We start from the raw sequence: 16,832 nt of genomic DNA, 5'->3' as shown, positions 1-16,832 counted from the left end.
CAGCAGCGGCACAAAGGGCACCCGGAGCACCGGCCGGGGCAGCCGCACCCGCAAACCGGCCGAGGACGACGGCAAGGGCGAGGATCAGGGCGGGAACGCGAAGAACGGGGAGGCGAAGCCGTCCTCCGACAAGGACCAGGACGAGAGCGGCGACGGAAGCAAGGACAGCAAGGACGGCAAGAGCGACGGCAAGCGCAACAGCAAGGACGCCGACGAGGAGTGAGAGCCGGACGTACCGGAAGGGCCTCCCCGCACATCCGGCAGGGCGGCCCTTCCGCGTGAAGGGCGAGGCAGATGCGACGGCCTCGCCCGACGAGCGCTCATTCGCCGCGCCCGGCGCTCACCGCGTCCTACAGCGCGACCCCCAGCAGGGCGTCCACCGCACGCGAGACCATGCCGGGCGCGCCCTCGTCCGTGCCGCCTCCGGCTTCCTGCGCCGAGGCCCAGCGGTCGACTGCGGCGAGCGCGGCCGGTGAGTCGAGATCGTCCGCGAGCGCGGCGCGGATCTCCTCGAGGACGGTGTCGGCGGGCGGACCGTCCGGGCGTGAGACGGCGGCACGCCAGCGCGTGAGCCTCGCACGGGCCTCGTCCAGCGTGGCCGTCGTGTACTCCCAGTCCGACCGGTAGTGGTGGGCGAGCAGCGTCAGCCGGATCGCGGCCGGGTCCACTTCCTCACGGCGCAGCTGTGAGACGAAGACGAGATTCCCCTTGGACTTCGACATCTTCTCGCCGTCCAGGCCGACCATCCCCGCGTGCGCGTACGTCTGCGCGAAGGGGTATTCGCCGGTCAGCGCCTGCGCGTGCGAGGCGCCCATCTCGTGGTGGGGGAAGGCGAGATCGGAGCCGCCGCCCTGCACGTCGAAGCCCATGCCCAGGTACTCGAGAGCGATGGCCACACACTCGATGTGCCAGCCGGGGCGGCCAGGGCCGAGCGACGCGCCGTCCCACTGCGGCTCACCGTCGCGGGCTGCGCGCCACAGCATCGGGTCGAGTGGGCTTTTCTTGCCGGGGCGCTCCGGGTCCCCGCCGCGTTCGGCGGAGAGGATCCGCATGGTCTGCGCGTCGAGGCGGGAGACCTCGCCGAAGTGGGTGTCAGCGTCGACGGAGAAGTAGATGTCCCCCTCCAGTTCGTACGCGGCACCCTGCTCCCGCAGCCGCTCGACCAGCGGGACGACGCGCGGAATCGATTCGACGGCACCGATGAACTGACGCGGGGGCAGAATCCGCAGAGCCGTCATGTCCTCGCGGAAGAGCGCGGTCTCACGCTCCGCCAGCGCCGCCCACTCCTCGCCGGTGGCCTCGGCCCGCTCCAGAAGCGGGTCGTCGATGTCGGTGACGTTCTGGATGTAGTGAACCTGCCGCTTGGTGTCGAGCCACACACGCTGTACCAGGTCGAAGGCGTTGTAGGTGGCCGCGTGCCCAAGATGGGTGGCGTCGTACGGGGTGATCCCGCAGACGTATATGCGGGCGACGGGACCGGGGGCCAGCTTGGTGCGGCCGCCCGTCGCGGTGTCGTGGATCTCGAGGTCGCGACCCTGACCAGGCAGGGCGGGGACCTCGGAAGCGGGCCAGGCATGCATTCCTTGAGCCTAACCCGGACGGGAATCCGTCATTCGGACGGGACGGGCACCCGCCGTCCCCGGCCTGCGGAAACGGCCGGATACGCCCTGTTGACCGGCCACGGCCGCACGCTTTCCTGTCACACGGGAGGCCACGGGATCGCCGGCCAGTCGCCGCTGGGCAGCGGGTGGCGGCCGGAGCTGATCAGTCCGTCGACCCGCTTGCGCAGAGCCTCGAGTTCCGACGCGGTGATCAGTTCCGCCAGGCGGACGGCGAGAGGTGCGCCCTCCGCCAGCGCCGTGGCGAGGCCGCGCAGCGTGACCGCCGCCTCCGCCGTCAGCTCCTCGCCGGCCCAGCCCCACAGCAGAGTGCGCAGCTTGTCGTCGACGTGGAAGGAGACCCCGTGGTCGATGGCGTACAGCGCACCGTCGGGGAGGGTCAGCAGATGACCGCCCTTGCGGTCGCCGTTGTTGATGACCGCGTCGATGACGGCCAGTCGCCGCAGCCGGTCGTCGTCGGCGTGCACCAGGAGCGCGGGCCGCGCGCTTCCCGTGTCCACGTGGCCGACGGGCTTCCAGCCCTCGCCCGGCTCGTCGCCCTCCACGATGGCGAGCAGTTCCTCGCCGCCGTGGTCGCCGGACTCGTCGGGGTCGTCGGGGTCGTCGGCCGGGCCGCTCCCGTACGGCTCCCCCGTGCCACTGGCTTCCGCGGCGCCCGCGCCGGCTCCGGCGTCCTCACCGTTCTCCCCGTCGTCCTCGTCCTCGTCGGCGGGTTCCGTCCCCGGCAGCGGCCCGACCCACGCCTGGCACATGCCCTCGCCGTACGGTCCGTCCCGCAGCACCGTCGCCGGGATCAGGTCCCAGCCTGTGGCGCGGGAGATCTCGTACGCGGCGACCTCGCGCTGCGCGAGTGTGCCGTCGGGGAAGTCCCACAGGGGGCGTTCACCGGCCACCGGCTTGTAGACGCACGGCACTCGGTGGCCCTCGTGTTCGACCTCACCGAAGAGGACGGCGTTGGACGCCTGCCGGATCTGTCCGAGTACGGACAGCGTGCCGAGTTCGAGGAGAGTGTGTGTCTCTTCGGCCGCCGGCGCGACGGCCGGTACCTCCGGAGGCGGCTGATGACCGGGATCGGCTGCCTGGTTCATTCGCCGCGCCGGTATCCGTTCTGACGCGGGCACACATGGCCTTCCGGGTCGAGCGGGAGGCTGCACAGCGGGCACGGCGGGCGGCCGGCGTTGACGACCTCGAGCGCGCGCTTGGCGAACGACCGGGCCATGGTGCCCTCCAGCCGTACGCGCAGCATCGGCGGCCCGTTCTCGTCGTCCTGGAGCAGCCGTTCCTCGGCGTCGGCGAGATCCTCGTCGGAGTCGGCCTCCAGTTCGACGACGGCCTGTGCCTCGACGACCATCCGTTCACCGTCGCCGTCCCACGCGAGCGCCATGGTGCCGACGCGGAACTCCTCCTCGACGGGCGTCTCCAGGGGCTCCGTGTCGTCGAGTTCGGCAGGCGCGACGGCAGGGACGGGTGCGTTGCCGCCGGAGCGCCGCACCACCTCGTCCAGCAGTTCGTCGATCCGTTCGGCCAGCGCCTCCACCTGTGCCTTCTCCAGAGCGACACTGGTGGTGCGACCCGAGGCCGAAGCCTGGAGGTAGAAGGTGCGCCGTCCTGGCAGCCCGACGGTACCGGCGATGAATCGGTCCGGCGGGTCGTAGAGGAACACCTGACGGGACACGTCCTGCTCCGTTGTCGTCGACGTCTGTTCGGTCTAAGGCACCCTACTGCCCGCGCCGATCTTCCTGCTCAGGCTCCACCCCCGACGGTGGCGTCGCTGCTGTGGCCCGGCCCCGTGTCCTGCGTACCTGCACCACCGTCCCGTGAATCCTCGTCACCGGCCTCGCCCGCCGACGGCTCCGGCGGTACGAGAGAGCCGAGTTCGCCGGTCTCGCCCAGCCGCAGCAGAAACGGCCGCAGCGGCGTGTAGCGGATGACCGTGAGCGAACACGGACCGACGGCGATGCGCTGGAAGAGGTCGAGATGCATGCCGAGGGCGTCCGCGACGACCGACTTGATGATGTCCCCGTGCGAGCACATCGCGTACAGCGCGTCCACCCCGTGCTCGGCCTCGATGCGCACGTTCCAGTCGCGCACGGCCTCAACGGCCCGCGCCTGCATGCCCCGCATCGACTCCCCGCCGGGAAAGGCCGCCGCCGAGGGATGCTGCTGCACGGTCGTCATCAGCGGCTCCTCCGAGAGCTCGGCCAGTTTGCGGCCGCTCCAGTCGCCGTAGTCGCACTCGGAGATGCGCTCCTCGGTGTGCAAGGTGAGGCCGGGTCGGGCCTCGGCAAGGGGTTCGACGGTCTCCTGGCACCTGAGCAGGGGACTGCTGACGACGGCCGCCAGCGGCAGGGCATCCAGCCGCCCGGGCAGGGCTCCGGCCTGGGTGCGGCCGTGCTCGTCCAGAGCCACTCCCGGCGTGCGGCCCGCGAGCAGTCCCGAGGTGTTGGCGGTGGAACGGCCGTGCCGTACGAGGATGAGCGTGGGCATGTCTGCCAGCGTAGGCGAGGGTTCCCCCGGCCCCGGCCGGTGGTTGCGAGTGCGGCATCGGGGCACAATGACCAGTCGTGATCGTGGACTGCGCCATCTACCGGGACGGACGCCGCACGGAGCGGCCGTCCGACTACTCCGACGCCCTCGACGAGGCCAGGGCGACGGGGGACGCCTTTCTCTGGATCGGCCTGCACGAGCCGACCGAGGCCGAATTCAATCTTGTGACCAGCGAGTTCGGGCTGCACCCGCTCGCCGTCGAGGACGCTCTCCACGCGCACCAGCGCCCCAAGCTCGAGGTCTACGCGGACTCGCTGTTCCTTGTTCTGAAGCCCGTCTCCTACGACCAGGACAACGCCACCCTCTCCGCCGGTGAGCTGATGCTGTTCGTCGGTGACTCCTTCGTCGTAACGGTGCGCCACGGCGAGGCCAATCCGCTCGGTGCGGTGCGCGAGCGGCTGGAGCTCGAACCGGAGGTCCTGAAGCACGGTCCCACTGCCGTCATGTACGCGATCAGCGACGCCATCGTGGACCAGTACATGGAAGTGGCCGCCGATCTCCACGTCAGCCTCGACGGGCTGGAGGAAGACGTCTTCTCACCCGAGGCCCAGGCCGCACGGGACACCGCCGGCCGTATCTACAACTTCAAGCGGCAGGTCCTGGGCTTCCGCAGGGCGACGGGCCCGCTCACCGAACCGCTGGAGCGGCTGATGCGCCCGGGGCTCCCCTTCGTCCACGACGAGGCGCGGCCCTTCTTCCGCGACGTGAGCGACCACCTGACCCGCGCCAACGAGCAGGTGGACGGGCTCGACCGGCTGCTGTCGGACATCCTCAACGCGAACCTGGCGCAGATGAGCGTCCGGCAGAACGACAACATGCGGAAGATCTCGGCGTGGGCGGCCATGTTCGCGATCCCGACGGCCATCGCCGGGATCTACGGGATGAACTTCGAGCACATGCCGGAGCTGCACTGGGTGTGGGCCTATCCGGCCGTGCTGGCCGTCATCGTGACGGCCTGTCTGCTGCTCTTCCGCGTCTTCAAGCGCCGCGGCTGGCTGTGACGGCGCGTCCGCGACGGCCGGCGCACTGGTGCGTAACCCTTGCGCACGTGGCGCGTTGAATGCGTAGCGGCCGTGGCGGGGAAGACCCCCGAGCCCCCTCCACGGCCGTCGGCATGCCCGCGAGGGCCTTTGCTACGAGGCCACTCCGGCCTTCTCCAGTGCTTCGACTCCCGCCCGCAGACCCGCGATGCGCTCGTCGAGAGAGAAGCCCGCGGGGGCGAGGGAGAGGGTGGTCACGCCGGCCTCGGCGTAGGCGCGCATCCGGTCGGCGATGCGGCCGACGGGGCCGAGGAGCGTGGTGGAGTCGATGAGTTCGTGCGGCACCGCCGCAGCCGCCGCGTCCTTCTCGCCCGCCAGGTACTTGTCCTGGATCTCGGCAGCCTCCTGCTCGTAACCCATCCGCTGCGCCAGCCGGTTGTAGAAGTTCTGCTTGCGGCTGCCCATACCGCCGACGTACAGCGCCGTGTACGGGCGGAACGTGTCGGCCAGCGCGTGGATGTCCTCCCCCACCGCCATCGGGACCGTCGGGCAGACATCGAAGCCCGCGAGCCCTCCGCCCTCGGCGGTGCCCTTGCCGGCCTTCTCACGTCCGGCACGCAGATGCCGCAGCGTGGTGTCCTCGGCGTGCTCGGGCGAGAAGAAGATCAGCAGCGCGCCGTCGGCGATCTCGCCCGTCTGCTCGAGGTTCTTGGGGCCGATCGCGGCTATGTAGAGCGGGATCTCCTCGCGCACCGGGTGCACGGTGAGCTTGATGGGCTTGCCCGGACCGTCGGGCAGCGGCAGGGTCCAGTGCTCGCCCTGGTGACTGAGGCGCTCGCGGGACATGGCCTTGCGGATGATCTCGGCGTACTCGCGGGTGCGGGAGAGCGGCTTGTCGAACTTCACGCCGTACCAGCCCTCCGAGACCTGCGGACCGGAGACGCCGAGGCCCAGCCGGAAGCGCCCGCCGGAGAGCGAGTCGAGGGTCGCCGCCGTCATGGCGGTCATCGCTGGAGTACGGGCGGGGATCTGGAAGATGCCGGACCCGACGTCGATGCGCTCGGTCTGCGCGGCGACCCAGGACAGGACGGTGGGGGCGTCGGAGCCGTAGGCCTCGGCCGCCCAGCAGACCGAGTAGCCGAGACGGTCCGCTTCCTGGGCGACGGCGAGGTTGTCCGCGTCCATCCCCGCACCCCAGTAGCCGAGGTTGATACCGAGCCGCATACGGGCCCCCTTACTGATCAGTAACGTCGCTGTCCCGGGGACTCTAGCGCGCGCCCGCAAGTAACCTCAACGCCCATGGAGGCAAGGCACCTCGGCCGTACCGGCCTGCGCGTATCCCGAATCGGTCTCGGCACCCTCACATGGGCCCGGGACACCGGCGAGAGGGACGCGGCAGATCAGCTCAAGACGTTCTGGGAAGCCGGCGGCACGCTGGTCGACACGGCCGACGTGTACGGGGACGGCGGCGCCGAATACCTCCTGGGCAGGCTGCTGGAAGGGCTCGTGCCGAGGCGGGACATGGTGATCGCCACCAAGGCGGGAAGCGTTCCCGACCCCGACCGCCGCTTCGACGGCTCGCGCGGGCACCTCCTCGCCGCGCTCGACGCCTCCCTGGAGAGGCTGCGCACCGACTACGTCGACCTGTGGCAGGTGCACGCCTTCGACCCGGCGACACCGCTGGACGAGACGCTCCAGGCCCTGGACATCGCGGTCAGCACCGGCCGTGCCCGCTACGTCGGTGTCTCCAACTTCAGCGGCTGGCAGCTCGCCAAGGCCGCGACCTGGCAGCTCGCCGCCCCCGGTGTGCGCGCCCGGCTGGCGAGCACCCAGATGGAATACTCGCTGCTCCAGCGCGGCGTGGAGCGTGAACTGCTGCCCGCCGCCCTCGACTTGGGCCTCGGGCTACTGCCCTCCTCACCGCTGGGACGGGGCGTTCTCACCGGCAAGTACCGCCGCACCGAACCCCCGGAGGACTCGCGCGGAGCCTCCGAGCACCTGTCGCCGTTCGTCGCCCCGTACCTCGACGAGACCGCCGGACTGATCGTCGACGCCGTCTCCACCGCGGCCGACGGCCTGGCCGTCTCACCGCTGCACGTCGCGCTGGCCTGGGTACGGGACCGGCCGGGAGTCACGGCGCCGATCATCGGTGCGCGCACGGCCGCACAGCTCACCCAGGCACTGTCAGTGGAGGCCCTTACTCTTCCTGATGAGATCTGCCGCGCGCTGGACGATGTCTCGGCGCCGGTGCACCGCTACCCCGACCAGGACTGGAGCGAGCTGTGACGGACGACAAGGCAGCCGAACTCCTCGCGGCGGTAAGGGCGGTGGAGAGCGGCGAGCGCTCCGCCGCGTCCTTCTTCACCGAGTCCGCTCAGCCGCAGGCCGCACCCCGCCCCGCAGCACCCACCGCTCCCCGGCCGGCTCCACCGGGCGCCGCCGCCCGGCGCGGCCCTGTCACCGTCCCCGACACGCTGCCCGAGGTGCTGGCAGAGGGCGGCGCACCGGATGCGCTGGCCCGCCGCGTCGCCGAGGTTCTCGGCGAACAGGCCGCCGAACTGCTGCGCTCCGACCCGTGGCAGTTGCTGGCCGTTCCGGGCGTGCGGCCCGAACAGGCTGACGGATTCGCCCGCACCCTGCTGGGCGAGGCGGGCGGCCCCGGGGACGAACGGCGCACCCAGGCACTGGTGTTGTGGCTGCTGGAGCGCGCGGCGCTTGCGGGGCACACGGCCCTGGAGCCCGCTGCCCTCTCCAAGGGCCTCTCCGGGTACGCGGTTCCGGAGCCCGACGAGGCGGTGCGATCGGCTGTCGACGCGGGCGCCGTCCTCGTCTTCGAGGACGCGCTGGATGCCATGCCCCAGGGCGGGGTTCCGGCCGCCGGCCAGGACGAGCCGGAGGAACGGCCCGTGCGGCTTCTGCTGGGCCTGGACCGCTATGCGCTGGCGGAGGAGAGCCTCGCGGACGGACTGGGGCGGGTGATCAGTGCCGCCGCCCAGAGCGCCCCGGACGAGGAGTCCCCTGCGGGCCCCGAGGAGTGGGAGGCCGTCGCGGCCGCTGCCCCCTCGCCGTCCGCCGCGGAGCTGATCCGCGCGGTGGCCGGACACGGCCTGGTCGCACACACCGGCGGCGAGGCCGCCCGCGCCGAACCGGCCGCTCTGCTCGCCGCCGCAGGGCAGTTGGGGCTCCGCGCCTGCGCCGCGGCGCACAGCACGAGCGGGCGGGACCGGCTCGAGCGCCTGCTGCCGGGGTCCGGCGACACGGACGGGAGCGGGAGCGAACAGGCACGCCCGCCCGTCGTCACCGTCCCCGGGCTGCTCGACGGCCGCGAAGGGCCCGGCCGGGACGAGGAGGGAGCCTGGGCGCTCGATCTCCTGATCGTCTGTGACGCCCCGCAACTCGACGCGGAGACGGCCGCCGCTCTGGTGGAGTCCCTGCCGGACAGGGCACGGCTGGTGCTGAGCGGGGATCCGAACGTTCTTGGCTCCGCGGGGCCTGGCCAGATCTTCGCCGACGTCCTCTCCTCCGGTGCCTGTCCACGCATCGCCTCGCGCACGCCCGACCCGGGCCCCGTCGGCGAACTCGTCTCCGGCATCGGCATCGGTGAGCTGAACCAGGTCGACGCCCCCGGCAAGGAAGTCGTCATCGTTCCGGTGCGGGACGCGGGTGAGGCCGTGCACCGCACCGTCCAGCTGGTCGCCGACTCGGTGCCCAGGGCGATCGGCGTCCCCTCCGGCGACACCCAGGTGATCACCACCGGGCACGGCGGCTCCGCGGGCACCCGGGCGCTGAACGCCGCCCTCAAGGAGCGGCTCCATCCCGGCCCCGGGCGCTTCGACGGCTTCGACCCCGGCGACCGCGTCGTCCACACCCCCTCACGCGGCCGGGCGACGCCCGCAGTGGTCGTCTCCGGTGAGGAGGACGGGCTGCGGCTGGAGCACATCGCCACGGGAGAGAGCGTCGTCGTCGCGCGTGAGCGCGTCACGGAGGAGGTCCGGCACGGCTGGGCGGTCACGGCCCATCAGGCGGTGGGCATGAGCTGGCCCGCCGTAGTGGCAGTACTGCCGGGCGACGCGGCCTCGGACCTCACCCGGGAGTGGGTCTACACCGCCTTCGGGCGGGGCGAGCGGCATCTGTCCGTCGTCCACGGCGTGGAGGACGCGCTCCCGAAGGCCGTCGCCTCGGTGACGGCTCCGGCACGGACCACGCGGCTGCGGGCTCTGCTGACGCAGTCCGCCCGCGCGGCGGAAGCCGCTCGGGCCGCCGCGGCGGAGCCGGCCGTGGCCGGCGGCCAGGAGGATCAGGCGCAGGACGGCCCGGCCTAGAACTGGCCGCCACAGCACGAGCGGACGCAGCGGTAGCGGCAACTCTCGCGGGGGCCGTTCACCGCGGCGCCGCCCGTACGGTCACTCTTCGTCGTCCAGCTCGATGTCGGCCTCGTCGAAGACGGAGCTGACGTCGAAGCGGCAGATCACCCGTTCGGGGTCGGCCTGCTCGAACGGCGCGGTCAGCCACTCCCCCGGCTCAGCCGGCTCGTCGGCCGCCGCCACCCACAGCGTCGAGTCGCCCTCCTCGAGACCGAACTCCTTGTGCCGGGTGGCGATCTCATCGGCCTCGTACTCCCCGAAGAGGACGCCGAGCGCCGCGGGAACGCTGCTGCCCGCCGATGCTGCCGCAGGACTGACCTCGTCCGCCGAGTCCGGGTCGAGGTCGGTGACGCGCTGGGCCTGAGCGAGCAGCCGCTGCGGTTCCAGGACGGTGTAGTCGCGCCGGATCAGCACGGTCAGCGCGCTGGGGATCTCGGGACCCGTGTAGGCGGGCATCGAGTCGCCCCCGGGGATCTCGAATGGAGTGACCTCGTCGTAGGTTTCGTAGAGCAGCTCGTCGTAGGCCTCGCCCGCCGCGGCCAGTTCGTCGAACGCGGCGTAGACGGCGCTGTCGGCGGCGCCGTTCCCGGCGTCCTTCCCGGCGCCCTCCGCCCTTCGCTCGACCGCTTCGAGGTGCCGGTCCAGCGCGTCTTTCACTGCTTCGGCGGCGGCGCGTACGTCGGCAGCGGTGGGCTGCTCAGCATCAGACATAGTGCAGACGCTATCCGGATCGGTCCTCTGCCCGCACAATAGATGAGATGCCGGAATACGAATTTCGCGATGTGTACGTACCTCGCGGGGTGTCCCGCAAGGCCGCGACCCGACTTCTGACCGACCATGCCGAGTACGGGCACTGGGAGTTGGCCCGTACACGGCTCTATCCCGACGGCAGCCGCAGAGTGCGGCTGCGCCGCCGGATCATCCGCCAGCTGCACGCGACCTGGTGAGCCTCCTGGCCGGAGGAGGCGACGGGACTGGGCGGCGGAGCGGGCCCCACCCGTGTGGTGCCCGCTCCGCCGCCTTTCAGGCTGTCTCTACTCAGCGCTGCGCAAGCCGCGCGGCACGACGGTAGAGGACGAAACCGCCGACCAGCAGACCCGCACTGAGCGGCAGGCCGATGCCGACCATCTCGCCGGCGCCGGTGTGCGCCAGCTCGCCCGGCTCGGACTGGGTCCGCACGTCGGAGGTCTGATCGACGTCGTCAGAGCCCCCGTCGTCACCGGGGTTTCCGGGACCGTCGTCACCCGGGTTGCCAGGGCCGTCGTCACCCGGGTTGTCCGGCCCGTCGTCACCCGGGTTGTCCGGCTCGTCGGTGCCGGGCGGCGTCGTGTCGGACGCACCACCGCAGTCAGCCGATGCGTAGCTGAGCGCGCTGATCGCGCTGATGCCGTTGCCGCACACGTTGACCGGGACGTCGACCGGGGCCTGGATGTTGTTCCCGGAGCCGATGCCCGCCGAACGCCCGCTGCTGCCGCTGACCCGTGTCGTCCCGCTGTCGCCGCAGCTGGTGCCGGACGCCGGGTTGAGCGCCCCGACGACGTTCACGGTGTTGCCGCAGACGTTGACCGGCACGCTGATGGGCGCCTGGATGTTGTTGCCCGAAACCGCTCCGGGCGAGTTCCCGGCGTTTCCTTGAACCGCCGAGTCCGCGAACGCCGTACCTCCCGAGAACGTGGCGAGCACGCCGCCCGCCGCGGCCACGGTGATCAGGCCTTTTCTTGTGACCTGTCGCATGGTTCTGATTCCCCTGCCTTGCTATCTGCCAGTGGTGTTCAAGGGCACACAAAGGGGGAGTGGATTCGTTGATCTCGCGCATCCGCCCCCCGGAAAGGCCGAACGGGACGCAGGCTTCGTATACGACGCGCCTCCCCGTCCGGACTTCACTTCCTCATGCTGTTGAGGGATGACCTCAGTCGGTGCAGGTGGTGCCGCCGGCCGGGTTCATGAACCCGATCACGGATACCGTGTTGCCGCAGGCGTTCGCGGAGACATCGACCGGGAGCTGGATGTTGTTCCCGGAGACCAGACCGGGTGAATTCCCGGCGGCCCCCTGCAAGTCCTGGTCAGCAGCGGCGATGCCCGCACCCGCGAGCACGAGACCGCCTGCGGCAGCCGCGACGGCGGCAACCTTCTTGATCATGAATTCCTCCTCGTTGGCATGCAGTTCAAACCACGAACCGCACCACCTGTAACGAAGATGGGGGAATCGAGGTACGAGCCGACGCGGGCATTCACCCTTTCCGGGCGCGCCCGCACAAGAGGCCGAATTCAAATGTGCGGCAGGGGCGGGCGGGAGAGAGCACGCAGCTCCCGAGGGCTGCGTGTTCCCCCGCCCGCAACGACGGTTCAGCTCAGCAATGGACCAGCACCGGTCGGGTCAGCACTGGTCGAGGAAGCGGTCGAGCACGCGCACTCCGAACTTCAGTCCCTCCACCGGCACCCGCTCGTCGACGCCGTGGAACATCCCCGCGAAGTCGAGCTCCGGCGGAAGCTTCAGCGGTGCGAAGCCGAAGCAGCGGATTCCCAGGTCGTCGAAGGACTTGGCGTCCGTGCCACCGGAGAGCATGTACGGCACAGCCCTCGCAGCCGGGTCCTCGGCCTTGAGGGAAGCCTGCATCGCGTCCACCAGCGCGCCGTCGAAGCTGGTCTCAAGTGCCTTGTCGGAGTGGACGTCCTCGCGCTGCACGCGCGGCCCGAGGACCGCGTCCAGGTCGGCGAGGAACTCCTCCTCGTGTCCGGGCAGGAAGCGGCCGTCCACATGTGCGGTGGCCTGTCCCGGGATGACGTTGACCTTGTAGCCCGCGCCGAGCTGGGTGGGTGCCGCCGTGTTCTGGAGGGTGGCACCGATGATCTTCGCGATGCCGCCGAGCTTGGCGAGCGTCTCCTCCATGTCCTCGGGGTCGAGTTCGGTGCCGAGGGCGTCGGAGAGTTCGTCCAGGAAGGAACGCACGGTCTTGGTCACGCGCACGGGGAACTTGTGCCGTCCCAACCGGCCCACGGCTTCGCACAGTTCGGTGATGGCGTTGTCGTTGTTCGTCATCGAGCCGTGCCCGGCGGTGCCGTCGACCGTGAGGCGCATCCAGTGCATGCCCTTCTGGGCCGTCTCCACCAGATACAGGCGCAGGTTCTCGTTCACGGTGAAGGAGAAGCCGCCGACCTCGCCGATCGCCTCGGTCACGCCGTCGAACAGGTCGCGGTGGTTGTCGACGAGGTGCCGCGCCCCGTAGATGCCGCCGGCCTCCTCGTCCGCGAGGAAGGCCAGCACCACGTCGCGCGGTGGCCTGCGCCCGCTGCGCAGCCGCTCCCGCACGACGGCGAGGGTCATGGCGTCCATGTCCTTCATGTCGACGGCGCCGCGCCCCCACACGCAGCCGTCGGCGATCTCACCGGAGAAGGGGTCGTGCGTCCAGTCCTCCGCATTGGCGGGCACGACATCGGTGTGTCCGTGGATGAGCAGAGCGGGCCGGGAGGAGTCCTCACCGGCGATACGGGCGACCGTGGAGGCGCGTCCGGGCCGGGACTCGAAGATCTCCGGTTCCAGACCCACCTCCGCGAGCTTCTCCGCGACGTACTCGGCGGCCGCCCGCTCCCCCGGGCCCTCGTTGCCGCCGTAATTGCTGGTGTCGATCCTGATGAGGTCACGGCAGAGGTCGACGACCTCACTCTCGGCGCTCGCTCCGCCACCGGCCGGTGCAGGGGTCGACTGGTTCACGCTGCCTCCTCGTATCGCCGCGGGGTCCGTCCCCATACTCCCGCTTACGGTGCGCCTCCCCAAGGGCGGGGAGCGGGAGGCGTGGTGATCGGAGCCTCCGGATCCAGTGTTAAAGTTGGCTCTGGCCGCACGCCGATGGCGGGCGGCGCACCTTGTCGGGGTGGCGGAATGGCAGACGCGCTAGCTTGAGGTGCTAGTGCCCTTTACAGGGCGTGGGGGTTCAAGTCCCCCTCCCGACACAGAATCCGCTGTGAGACATCGGCGGAACGGGCCCCGGGGCCAGTGACGTGATCACTGGCCCCGGGGCCCGTTTTCGTGGGCCGGGCACAGGGTGTTGTTGCGCGTTCACCACCGTGAGTCCGCCCCTGGTCTCCCGTGCGCAGGGGCATGGCGCAGGCGTGGTTCGCCCGCCGTTCGCCGAGCCTCAGGGGGTGAAGTGATCGGGGTCGGCGGCCGGTGCAGGTGTTGGTGTGGCAGCGCTGCGCCTGTATGCACCCGACGGCGAACATCATGGCCCGGGCGGAGTTGGTGTGGTCGGCGCCCTGGATCATGCGTTTGACGATGTCGGCGCCGGTGGCGACCTTGCGGCTCGCGCCGAGCCGGATCCGCTCCCGCAGCCCAGTGCCGACCAGCGCGTTGTGCACCGTCAGCAGGCCCTCGGTCAGCGGGTGGCCGAGGTGGTCCGCGAACTCCAGCGGTGCGGCCCACGTGCCCCCTTCCGAGCCATCGACGACGATCAAGTCGGGCGCGACGTCCTCGGCCAGCATGGCGGAGGTGCGTTCAACGCGTGCTGTAGGGCAGCAGGGCCATCTCGCGCGCGCTCTTGATCGCCCGTGCCAGTTGCCGCTGTTGCTGGGCGGACACCCGCGTGACGCGGCGGCTGCGGATCTTGCCCCTGTCGGAGATGAACTTCCGCAGAAGGTCGGTGTCTTTGTAGTCGACGTAGGTGATGCCGGCCTGATCCAGGGGGTTGCGGCGGGGCTTGAGGGGCTTGCGGGAAGCGATGTGACGGGGCACGGAAACTCCATGGGGTGCGGTGCGGGTGGCGGGCGGTTGCGGGGGTGTCAGCTCACGTGATCGAGAAGCGGAGCGAAGGCGGAGGACAACTGCCGCCATGCATCGGGACCTTCGGCGTACTCGGCGTCTGTCAGCAGGCAGGACTCCAGGACTTCCGCGAGGCCCTCCCGGTCGAGGGCCGGTGAGGTGAAGACCAAGTGCTGGCAGCGGTCGCCGTGTTCGGGGTGCCAGTCGACCGCGGCGGCGGCTCTGCGCTCCGGCATCACCATCTCCCAGGCGGCATCCGGGAGTGCGTCCAGCCAGGGACCCGCGCTCTCGACGCTGAGGGCGCCGCCGGCGGCGTCCCACGCCAGCAGGGTGTCGGGGCGGTCGGCGAGCCAGAAGCGCCCCCGGCTGCGGGCAGCGGCGCACGTCAGGTCCTCCAGCGCCTGGTAGAGCCGTTCCGGGTGGAAGGGGCGGTCGCGGTGCCAGACGTAGGTGCCAACTCCGTTTTCGTCCGCCTCCTGCGGCAGCAACGCGCAGCCGGGATCCTGGGCCGCGGCGGCAGCCCGTACGTCGAATCCGGCGAAGGCGGCGGCTGCCAGCTCGCCGGATGCCGCGTGCACATGGCGTGCCGTGGGGTGCAGTTGGTTCAGCAACGCGGCGTCCTCCTCGTCCGCATGCTGACTGTCGACGAGGGCGAGTACGGAGGCGTACTCCAACTGCCGGGAGAAGGTGTCGGCGACGGTCCTTTGGTCACCCGGAGCCGCCGCGAGTCCCGCGTCGGCCAGGTCGTCGCCGTTGCCGAGGCAGGGCAGGAGCAGCGCCGGGTCGACGGCCGTCAACACACCGGTGAGGACCACGTATTCGCCATGTGCGGCCACGACTTCCGCCATCGCCCTGGGCTCCACCGAGTCCCACAGCTCCACGACGGCGAGCCGGGTCAGGCCGTCCGTGGCCAGTCTCTCCAGCTCGGGAATCAGGTCCTCGCGCAGGGCACAGCATGCGCAGTCGTTCACCAACGGCGCTTCCCCTGCGTGCAGTTCACCGGAGGCGCTGCGTATGGTCCGCCGCACCGTTCCTTGTGAGGCCGTCGAGTGGTCGTGGTGCAGTGCGACGCTGCCGGGCACCGCGCCCAACAGTCGCTGGACGACGTCGGTGCGGGCCTCGGAGTGCAGTCCGCCCACGATGACGACGGGAAGCTTCGGCCGGCTCTGCATCAGCGGGCCTCCCGGCGGCCGTAGCGGCGCTCGAAGCGCTCCACCCGGCCGGCCGTGTCCAGGACGCGGGCCGTGCCGGTGTAGAAGGGGTGGCTCTTGGAGGAGATCTCGACATCGATGACGGGGTAGCTCTTGCCGTCCTCCCAGTCGATCGTCGCGTCGCTGGTCGCGGTCGAGCGGGTGAGGAAGGCGAATCCCGCGGCCTTGTCGCGGAAGACGACGGGACCGTAGGCGGGGTGCATGCCCGGCTGCATGGCGGTGTCCTTTGCGTTGAGGGGTCAGCGGGTTTCGCGGAAGTCGACGTGGCGGCGGGCGACGGGGTCGTACTTGCGCAGGGTCAGGCGGTCGGGGTCGTTCCGGCGGTTCTTGCGGGTCACGTAGGTGTAGCCGGTGCCGGCCGTGGACCGGAGCTTGACGATCGGGCGGAGGTCGTTGCGAGCCATGACTGGTACTATATGAAAATGGTTCCCATTAACAAAACGTTCCCCGCTCTTCGAGAGGCAGGTCACTCGTGTCCGCCCGCTGCCAACTGACCGGTGCCGAGCCCGGCTTCGGCAATACCGTCTCCCACTCGCACCGCCGCTCCCGCCGGCGCTTCGACCCCAACATCCAGCGCAGGCGCTACTGGCTGCCGAGTGAAGGCCGACATGTGCGGCTCACCCTCAGCGCGAAGGGGATCAAGACGGTCGACACAGTCGGCATCGAGGCAGCCGTTGCCAGAATCCGGGCCCGAGGAGGGACTGTCTGATGGCGAAGAAGAGCAAGATCGCCAAGAACGACGAGCGGAAGGCCGTGGTGGCGCGGTACGCGTCCCGACGGGCCGAACTGAAGGACGTCCTTCGCCGGCCGTCCTCGACGGAGGCGGAAAGAGTGGCCGCACTGCGTGAGTTGCGGCGTCAGCCCCGCGACGCCAGTGCCACGCGGGTGCGCAACCGCGACGCGGTCGACGGGCGCCCGCGCGGGCATCTGCGGAGGTTCGGGCTGTCACGCGTGCGTATGCGCCAGCTCGCGCACCAGGGATACCTGCCGGGAGTGACCAAGTCCTCCTGGTGATCCCGGACTTGGGTGGGGCGGCCCGCTACGGGTCCCTTGGCCGGTCACATGTCGGCCGGACCGGCGACGGGCCGCCCGTGCCCCCACCGTCGATGAGCTCAACTTTCGTGCAACCCCGCTCACCCACCCGAGGAGGACCCCATGGCTGTCCCCAAGCGGAAGATGTCCCGCAGCAACACCCGCCACCGGCGCGCCCAGTGGAAGGCCTCCACGCCGCAGCTCGTTCCGGTCACCGTCGACGGTTCCACCCGTCTCGTGCCGCAGCGGCTCGCCAAGGCGTACGCGCGTGGCCTCTTGCACCCCGACGACTGAGCCCGGACGGCACCGACGGGGGCTCGTCC

General features: G+C 70.8%; 20 protein-coding genes, 1 tRNA gene and 1 pseudogene. 8 read left to right on the top strand and 14 right to left on the bottom strand.

Annotated elements, in window-relative coordinates:
• Window positions 1-350: 350 nt before the first annotated feature.
• The 4 genes from mshC to I004_RS0117165 form a co-directional block, all read right to left on the bottom strand.
• Window positions 351-1,580, bottom strand: a complete 1,230-nt coding sequence (gene mshC, locus I004_RS0117180; protein WP_028436511.1) for a cysteine--1-D-myo-inosityl 2-amino-2-deoxy-alpha-D-glucopyranoside ligase — start codon at window positions 1,578-1,580, stop codon at window positions 351-353.
• 119 nt (window positions 1,581-1,699) lie between these two features.
• The gene (locus I004_RS0117175) at window positions 1,700-2,707 is read right to left on the bottom strand and encodes an SCO1664 family protein (protein ID WP_037976563.1); all 1,008 of its coding nucleotides are present in this window, start codon (window positions 2,705-2,707) and stop codon (window positions 1,700-1,702) included.
• The gene (locus tag I004_RS0117170; RefSeq protein ID WP_028436509.1) at window positions 2,704-3,294 is read right to left on the bottom strand and encodes a DUF3090 domain-containing protein; all 591 of its coding nucleotides are present in this window, start codon (window positions 3,292-3,294) and stop codon (window positions 2,704-2,706) included. Before I004_RS0117170 ends, I004_RS0117175 begins: the two co-directional genes overlap by 4 nt.
• A 68-nt stretch (window positions 3,295-3,362) precedes the next feature.
• Window positions 3,363-4,106 carry a histidine phosphatase family protein gene (locus tag I004_RS0117165; RefSeq protein WP_028436508.1) on the bottom strand — a complete coding sequence of 248 codons (744 nt, stop codon included), beginning with the start codon at window positions 4,104-4,106 and terminating at the stop codon, window positions 3,363-3,365.
• A gap of 77 nt (window positions 4,107-4,183) precedes the next feature.
• On the opposite strand from I004_RS0117165, the gene corA reads away from it, so the two are divergent.
• A complete protein-coding gene (corA, locus tag I004_RS0117160; RefSeq protein WP_028436507.1) occupies window positions 4,184-5,167 on the top strand; it encodes a magnesium/cobalt transporter CorA in 984 nt (327 codons plus the stop codon).
• A 132-nt stretch (window positions 5,168-5,299) separates the two neighbouring features.
• On the opposite strand, the gene I004_RS0117155 is transcribed toward corA, so the two are convergent.
• The gene (locus I004_RS0117155) at window positions 5,300-6,370 is read right to left on the bottom strand and encodes an LLM class F420-dependent oxidoreductase (protein ID WP_028436506.1); all 1,071 of its coding nucleotides are present in this window, start codon (window positions 6,368-6,370) and stop codon (window positions 5,300-5,302) included.
• A gap of 75 nt (window positions 6,371-6,445) precedes the next feature.
• On the opposite strand from I004_RS0117155, the gene I004_RS0117150 reads away from it, so the two are divergent.
• Window positions 6,446-7,432, top strand: a complete 987-nt coding sequence (locus I004_RS0117150; RefSeq protein ID WP_028436505.1) for an aldo/keto reductase — start codon at window positions 6,446-6,448, stop codon at window positions 7,430-7,432.
• Complete coding sequence (locus I004_RS34460; protein WP_051345110.1) at window positions 7,429-9,468, top strand: helix-hairpin-helix domain-containing protein; 2,040 nt, start codon at window positions 7,429-7,431, stop codon at window positions 9,466-9,468. Before I004_RS0117150 ends, I004_RS34460 begins: the two co-directional genes overlap by 4 nt.
• 81 nt (window positions 9,469-9,549) lie before the next feature.
• Here the strand turns inward: I004_RS34460 and I004_RS0117140 are convergent, their stop codons facing one another.
• Entirely contained in the window at window positions 9,550-10,221 is a 672-nt protein-coding gene (locus I004_RS0117140) for a hypothetical protein (protein WP_028436504.1), read from the bottom strand.
• Between the two features lie 47 nt (window positions 10,222-10,268).
• Here I004_RS0117140 and I004_RS34455 point away from each other — a divergent pair, with 47 nt between their 5' ends.
• Window positions 10,269-10,457 (top strand): DUF5703 family protein, encoded by a 189-nt coding sequence (locus tag I004_RS34455; RefSeq protein WP_037976561.1) that lies wholly within the window; start codon window positions 10,269-10,271, stop codon window positions 10,455-10,457.
• 91 nt (window positions 10,458-10,548) lie between these two features.
• Here the strand turns inward: I004_RS34455 and I004_RS0117130 are convergent, their stop codons facing one another.
• The 3 genes from I004_RS0117130 to I004_RS0117120 all read right to left on the bottom strand — a co-directional run bounded on the left by I004_RS0117130 (window position 10,549) and on the right by I004_RS0117120 (window position 13,222).
• The gene (locus I004_RS0117130; RefSeq protein ID WP_028436503.1) at window positions 10,549-11,244 is read right to left on the bottom strand and encodes a chaplin; all 696 of its coding nucleotides are present in this window, start codon (window positions 11,242-11,244) and stop codon (window positions 10,549-10,551) included.
• Between the two features lie 175 nt (window positions 11,245-11,419).
• Window positions 11,420-11,650 carry a chaplin gene (locus I004_RS0117125; RefSeq protein ID WP_028436502.1) on the bottom strand — a complete coding sequence of 77 codons (231 nt, stop codon included), beginning with the start codon at window positions 11,648-11,650 and terminating at the stop codon, window positions 11,420-11,422.
• A 237-nt stretch (window positions 11,651-11,887) separates the two neighbouring features.
• On the bottom strand, window positions 11,888-13,222 hold the full coding sequence (locus tag I004_RS0117120) for a M20/M25/M40 family metallo-hydrolase (RefSeq protein ID WP_028436501.1): 1,335 nt from the start codon (window positions 13,220-13,222) through the stop codon (window positions 11,888-11,890).
• Window positions 13,223-13,376: 154 nt separating this feature from the next.
• Here I004_RS0117120 and I004_RS0117115 point away from each other — a divergent pair.
• A tRNA-Leu gene (locus I004_RS0117115) sits at window positions 13,377-13,461 on the top strand.
• A gap of 195 nt (window positions 13,462-13,656) precedes the next feature.
• Here the strand turns inward: I004_RS0117115 and I004_RS39880 are convergent.
• The 5 genes and pseudogenes from I004_RS39880 to rpmG form a co-directional block, all read right to left on the bottom strand.
• A pseudogene (locus I004_RS39880) lies at window positions 13,657-13,992 on the bottom strand (glutamate synthase-related protein); the annotation flags it as partial.
• A gap of 10 nt (window positions 13,993-14,002) precedes the next feature.
• Window positions 14,003-14,239, bottom strand: a complete 237-nt coding sequence (gene rpsR, locus I004_RS0117110) for a 30S ribosomal protein S18 (protein WP_028436500.1) — start codon at window positions 14,237-14,239, stop codon at window positions 14,003-14,005.
• Window positions 14,240-14,286: 47 nt separating this feature from the next.
• A complete protein-coding gene (locus I004_RS0117105; RefSeq protein ID WP_028436499.1) occupies window positions 14,287-15,438 on the bottom strand; it encodes a GTP-binding protein in 1,152 nt (383 codons plus the stop codon).
• A complete protein-coding gene (locus I004_RS0117100; RefSeq protein WP_028436498.1) occupies window positions 15,438-15,692 on the bottom strand; it encodes a type B 50S ribosomal protein L31 in 255 nt (84 codons plus the stop codon). The genes I004_RS0117105 and I004_RS0117100 overlap by 1 nt, the downstream gene beginning before the upstream one ends.
• Window positions 15,693-15,716: 24 nt before the next feature.
• Window positions 15,717-15,881, bottom strand: a complete 165-nt coding sequence (gene rpmG / locus I004_RS0117095; protein ID WP_028436497.1) for a 50S ribosomal protein L33 — start codon at window positions 15,879-15,881, stop codon at window positions 15,717-15,719.
• A 68-nt stretch (window positions 15,882-15,949) separates the two neighbouring features.
• Between rpmG and rpmB the strand changes: the two genes are divergently transcribed.
• The 3 genes from rpmB to rpmF all read left to right on the top strand — a co-directional run bounded on the left by rpmB (window position 15,950) and on the right by rpmF (window position 16,803).
• A complete protein-coding gene (gene rpmB / locus I004_RS0117090; RefSeq protein WP_028436496.1) occupies window positions 15,950-16,186 on the top strand; it encodes a 50S ribosomal protein L28 in 237 nt (78 codons plus the stop codon).
• On the top strand, window positions 16,186-16,491 hold the full coding sequence (gene rpsN / locus I004_RS0117085; RefSeq protein ID WP_028436495.1) for a 30S ribosomal protein S14: 306 nt from the start codon (window positions 16,186-16,188) through the stop codon (window positions 16,489-16,491). Before rpmB ends, rpsN begins: the two co-directional genes overlap by 1 nt.
• Window positions 16,492-16,632: 141 nt before the next feature.
• Window positions 16,633-16,803 carry a 50S ribosomal protein L32 gene (rpmF, locus tag I004_RS0117080; protein WP_028436494.1) on the top strand — a complete coding sequence of 57 codons (171 nt, stop codon included), beginning with the start codon at window positions 16,633-16,635 and terminating at the stop codon, window positions 16,801-16,803.
• Window positions 16,804-16,832: the final 29 nt, after the last annotated feature.

The sequence above is a fragment of the Streptomyces sp. TAA486 genome, from assembly GCF_000426165.1.
This window is presented reverse-complemented; position numbering and strand designations above follow the sequence as displayed.